The organism is Pseudoclavibacter caeni (genome assembly GCF_008831125.1).
GTDB lineage: Bacteria > Actinomycetota > Actinomycetes > Actinomycetales > Microbacteriaceae > Pseudoclavibacter_A > Pseudoclavibacter_A caeni.
In genome coordinates this window covers 1-5597 of sequence record NZ_WBKA01000011.1, presented here as the reverse complement: position 1 = coordinate 5597, position 5597 = coordinate 1, and the positions used below count along the sequence as shown (strand labels likewise).

Sequence of the window (5597 nt, the reverse complement as noted above, 5' to 3'; positions counted from 1 at the left end):
GCTGGAGAAGTTGCGCTGGCAGGTAGCCGCCTGGTTGGTTTGGGTGGTGATGGTTGGTGTGTCCGATCCTTGAGAACTCAACAGTGTGCACATGTCGATGCCAATTTTGTCCTCGGCTGGCTGGGTTTTTGCCTGGTTGGTTTGAGTGATTTCTTTTGGTTTTGCATGCCATGGCTTTCGGGTCGTGGTGTGTTGGAGCCGATCAGATTTTCTTCGGAGAGTTTGATCCTGGCTCAGGACGAACGCTGGCGGCGTGCTTAACACATGCAAGTCGAACGATGAAGCTGGTGCTTGCACTGGTGGATTAGTGGCGAACGGGTGAGTAACACGTGAGTAACCTGCCCCTGACTCTGGGATAACTGCTGGAAACGGTAGCTAATACTGGATATGAACCGTACGGGCATCTGTTGCGGTTGGAAAGATTTTTCGGTTGGGGATGGGCTCGCGGCCTATCAGTTTGTTGGTGGGGTAGTGGCCTACCAAGACGACGACGGGTAGCCGGCCTGAGAGGGTGACCGGCCACATTGGGACTGAGACACGGCCCAGACTCCTACGGGAGGCAGCAGTGGGGAATATTGCACAATGGGGGAAACCCTGATGCAGCAACGCCGCGTGAGGGATGACGGCCTTCGGGTTGTAAACCTCTTTTGGCAGGGAAGAAGCGAGAGTGACGGTACCTGCAGAAAAAGCGCCGGCTAACTACGTGCCAGCAGCCGCGGTAATACGTAGGGCGCGAGCGTTGTCCGGAATCATTGGGCGTAAAGAGCTCGTAGGCGGTTTGTCGCGTCTGCTGTGAAAGCCTGGGGCTCAACTCCGGGATTGCAGTGGGTACGGGCAGACTAGAGTGCGGTAGGGGAGACTGGAATTCCTGGTGTAGCGGTGGAATGCGCAGATATCAGGAAGAACACCGATGGCGAAGGCAGGTCTCTGGGCCGTTACTGACGCTGAGGAGCGAAAGCATGGGGAGCGAACAGGATTAGATACCCTGGTAGTCCATGCCGTAAACGTTGGGTGCTAGACGTGGGGGCCTTTCCACGGTTTCCGTGTCGTAGCTAACGCATTAAGCACCCCGCCTGGGGAGTACGGCCGCAAGGCTAAAACTCAAAGGAATTGACGGGGGCCCGCACAAGCGGCGGAGCATGCGGATTAATTCGATGCAACGCGAAGAACCTTACCAAGGCTTGACATATAGAGGAAACGGCCAGAGATGGTCGCCCCGCAAGGTCTCTATACAGGTGGTGCATGGTTGTCGTCAGCTCGTGTCGTGAGATGTTGGGTTAAGTCCCGCAACGAGCGCAACCCTTGTCCTATGTTGCCAGCGGTTCGGCCGGGAACTCATGGGAGACTGCCGTGGTCAACACGGAGGAAGGTGGGGATGACGTCAAATCATCATGCCCCTTATGTCTTGGGCTTCACGCATGCTACAATGGCCGGTACAGAGGGCTGCGATACCGCGAGGTGGAGCGAATCCCTTAAAGCCGGTCTCAGTTCGGATTGGGGTCTGCAACTCGACCCCATGAAGTCGGAGTCGCTAGTAATCGCAGATCAGCAACGCTGCGGTGAATACGTTCCCGGGCCTTGTACACACCGCCCGTCAAGTCACGAAAGTCGGTAACACCCGAAGCCGGTGGCCCAACCTTTGGGAGGGAGCCGTCGAAGGTGGGACTGGTGATTGGGACTAAGTCGTAACAAGGTAGCCGTACCGGAAGGTGCGGCTGGATCACCTCCTTTCTAAGGAGCCGTTCAGGGCTGTTTTGGTCCTGTAGGACGCTGGCCGGTCTGTTCCAAGAGGGACTGGTCAGTGGCTCAAGGGTGGATCGTCGACATGCTTGGTGCTTTCGGGTGCTGGTCTGGTACTGCCTGCCTTTCGGGGTGGGTGTGGAATGGCTGGTGTTCGGGGGTGTCGGGGTGCACGCTGTTGGGTCCTGGGGGATCGGGCTGGTCGCTGTTTTCTGGTGGCTGGTCTTTCTCTCCGGGCTGTCGTGGCCTGTGGGGCTGCTTGGGTCGGGATGCCGGTTGGTGTTCTGGTCTGGTGGTGCCTGGTCGTTGGTTGAGAACTGCATAGTGGACGCGAGCATCGGACATGCTCCATTTTTGTGGGGTGTGTCTGGTAATTTTTCTGTATAGCAATTTTGTCTGTCCGCTGGTGCCTGTGTGGTGCTGGCGGGCGAGCTTGGTTTTTGTGTTGTGTCAAGTTTCGAAGGGCAGACGGTGGATGCCTTGGCATCTGGAGCCGAAGAAGGACGTGGCAATCTGCGATAAGCCTCGGGGAGCCGGTAAGCGGGCTTTGATCCGAGGATCTCCGAATGGGGGAACCCGGCCGGGCTTTGTCCCGGTCACTCCGGTCTGAATTGATAGGGCTTGGAGGGGGAACGCGGGGAAGTGAAACATCTCAGTACCCGCAGGAAGAGAAAACAACAGTGATTCCGTGAGTAGTGGCGAGCGAAAGCGGATGTTGGCTAAACCGGTTGTGTGTGATAGCTGACGGGCGTTGCATGGCTGGTGTTGTGGGGTCTCCTTCGTCGTTCCGTTAGACGGCGTGGGTTTTGCGTGGTGTAGCCGAACGGTCTTGAATGGCCGACCGTAGTGGGTGTGAGTCCCGTAGGTGAAACGCCGCGTGCGCCTGTGGAGTGTCCCCGAGTAGCACGGGGCTCGTGGAATCTCGTGTGAATCTGCCAGGACCACCTGGTAAGCCTGAATACTCCCAGATGACCGATAGCGGACGAGTACCGTGAGGGAAAGGTGAAAAGCACCCCGGGAGGGGAGTGAAAGAGTACCTGAAACCGTCTGCCTACAATCCGTCGGAGCCTCCTTGTGGGGTGACGGCGTGCCTTTTGAAGAATGAGCCTGCGAGTTAGTGATATGTGGCGAGGTTAACCCGTGTGGGGGATCCGTAGCGAAAGCGAGTCTGAACAGGGCGTTCAGTCGCATGTCCTAGACCCGAAGCGAGGTGATCTATCCATGGCCAGGTTGAAGCGCGGGTAAGACCGCGTGGAGGACCGAACCCACTTAGGTTGAAAACTGAGGGGATGAGCTGTGGATAGGGGTGAAAGGCCAATCAAACCTCGTGATAGCTGGTTCTCTCCGAAATGCATTTAGGTGCAGCGTCATGTGTTTCTTTCCGGAGGTAGAGCTACTGGATGGCTGATGGGCCCCACAGGGTTACTGACGTCAGCCAAACTCCGAATGCCGGGAAGTGAGAGCATGGCAGTGAGACAGTGGGGGATAAGCTTCATTGTCGAGAGGGCGACAACCCAGACCACCGACTAAGGCCCCTAAGCGTGTGCTCAGTGGGAAACGATGTGGAGTTGCAGTGACAACCAGGAGGTTGGCTTAGAAGCAGCCACCCTTGAAAGAGTGCGTAATAGCTCACTGGTCAAGTGATTCTGCGCGGACAATGTAACGGGGCTCAAGCACACCGCCGAAGTCGTGGCATTCGCGTGTATGACAGGCCTTCGTGGTCCAGTCGCGCGGATGGGTAGGAGAGCGTCGTGTGGGCGGTGAAGCCGCGGGGTGACCCAGCGGTGGAGACCACACGAGTGAGAATGCAGGCATGAGTAGCGAATGACGGGTGAGAAACCCGTCCTCCGGAAGACCAAGGGTTCCAGGGCCAGGCTAATCCGCCCTGGGTAAGTCGGGACCTAAGACGAGGCCGACAGGCGTAGTCGATGGACAACGGGTTGATATTCCCGTACCGGTGAAGAACCGTCCAAGCCGACCCAGTGATGCTAAGAACCCGAATCCTCAGGCCTGCCCTTCGGGGCGGGAATGAGGCCTAGCGTTCGACCCTGTCTGGTGAGGCTAGCGTGTTTCAGGTGTGACGCAGGAAGGTAGCCTCCGCGGGGCGATGGTTGTCCCCGTCCAAGGATGTAGGCCTGGGAGTTGGCAAATCCGCTCCCTGCATGGCTGAGATCTGATGGTGAGCACGTCAGTGCGAAGTGGGTGATCCTATGCTGCCGAGAAAAGCATCGACGTGAGGTTCCATCCGCCCGTACCCCAAACCGACTCAGGTGGTCAGGTAGAGAATACCGAGGAGATCGAGAGAATCGTGGTTAAGGAACTCGGCAAAATGCCCCCGTAACTTCGGGAGAAGGGGGGCCCGTCCAGGTGAGTGGCCTCGCGCCGCGAGCCAGGGTGGGCCGCAGAGACCAGTGGGAAGCGACTGTTTATCAAAAACACAGGTCCGTGCGAAGAAGCAATTCGATGTATACGGACTGACGCCTGCCCGGTGCTGGAAGGTTAAGAGGAAGAGTCAGCGGCCTCGTGTCGCGAAGCTCAGAATTCAAGCCCCAGTAAACGGCGGTGGTAACTATAACCATCCTAAGGTAGCGAAATTCCTTGTCGGGTAAGTTCCGACCTGCACGAATGGCGTAACGACTTCCCAGCTGTCTCAACCGCGAACTCGGCGAAATTGCAGTACGAGTAAAGATGCTCGTTACGCGCAGCAGGACGGAAAGACCCCGTGACCTTTACTATAGCTTGGTATTGGTATTCGGTACAGTCTGTGTAGGATAGGTGGGAGACGTTGAGACCCGGACGCCAGTTCGGGTGGAGTCGCTGGTGAAATACCACTCTGACTGTTTTGGATATCTAACCTCGGCCCGTGATCCGGGTCAGGGACAGTGCCTGGTGGGTAGTTTAACTGGGGCGGTTGCCTCCCAAAGAGTAACGGAGGCGCCCAAAGGTTCCCTCAACCTGGTTGGCAATCAGGTGTCGAGTGTAAGTGCACAAGGGAGCTTGACTGTGAGAGAGACATCTCGAGCAGGGACGAAAGTCGGGACTAGTGATCCGGCAGTGGCTTGTGGAAGCGCTGTCGCTCAACGGATAAAAGGTACCTCGGGGATAACAGGCTGATCTTGCCCAAGAGTCCATATCGACGGCATGGTTTGGCACCTCGATGTCGGCTCGTCGCATCCTGGGGCTGGAGTTGGTCCCAAGGGTTGGGCTGTTCGCCCATTAAAGCGGTACGCGAGCTGGGTTCAGAACGTCGTGAGACAGTTCGGTCCCTATCCGCTGCGCGCGTTGGAAATCTGAGAGGATCTGTCTCTAGTACGAGAGGACCGAGATGGACCAACCTCTGGTGTGCCAGTTGTTCCGCCAGGAGCATGGCTGGTTGGCTACGTTGGGAATGGATAACCGCTGAAAGCATCTAAGCGGGAAGCCGGCCTCGAGATGAGATTTCCCAGCCCTTCGGGGCGAGAGGACCCCAGCAGACCACTGGGTTGATAGGCCGGACGTGGAAGCCCCGCGAGGGGTGGAGCTGACCGGTACTAATAGTCCGAGAACTTGACAACACCACACACCCTCACGGGTGTGGCCATCCTGTACAGAATTCGCGTCCACCATGCGGTTCTCGATCCACGACCGAGAACACGACCACCCCGCACCGGGAGACCGGCCAAGGGAGTGCACAATCGAACAGATCGAAGCCGTTACGGCGGCCATAGCGTGAGGGAAACGCCCGGACACATTCCGAACCCGGAAGCTAAGCCTCACAGCGCCGATGGTACTGCACGGGGGACCGTGTGGGAGAGTAGGACACCGCCGGACACCCATTCCACCTCGGGCCCGCACCACACCAGTGGTCGCGGGCCCGA

At 57.7% G+C, this 5597-nt stretch carries 3 rRNA genes; all 3 read left to right on the top strand.

Annotated elements, in window-relative coordinates:
* Positions 1-210 precede the first annotated feature (210 nt).
* The 3 genes from F8O02_RS08935 (at position 211) to rrf (ending at position 5550) form a co-directional block, all read left to right on the top strand.
* Positions 211-1731, top strand: a 16S ribosomal RNA gene (locus F8O02_RS08935).
* Positions 1732-2188: 457 nt separating this feature from the next.
* A 23S ribosomal RNA gene (locus F8O02_RS08930) occupies positions 2189-5294 on the top strand.
* A gap of 139 nt (positions 5295-5433) precedes the next feature.
* Positions 5434-5550, top strand: a 5S ribosomal RNA gene (rrf, locus tag F8O02_RS08925).
* Together the 16S, 23S and 5S rRNA genes form the textbook arrangement of a ribosomal RNA operon.
* Positions 5551-5597: the final 47 nt, after the last annotated feature.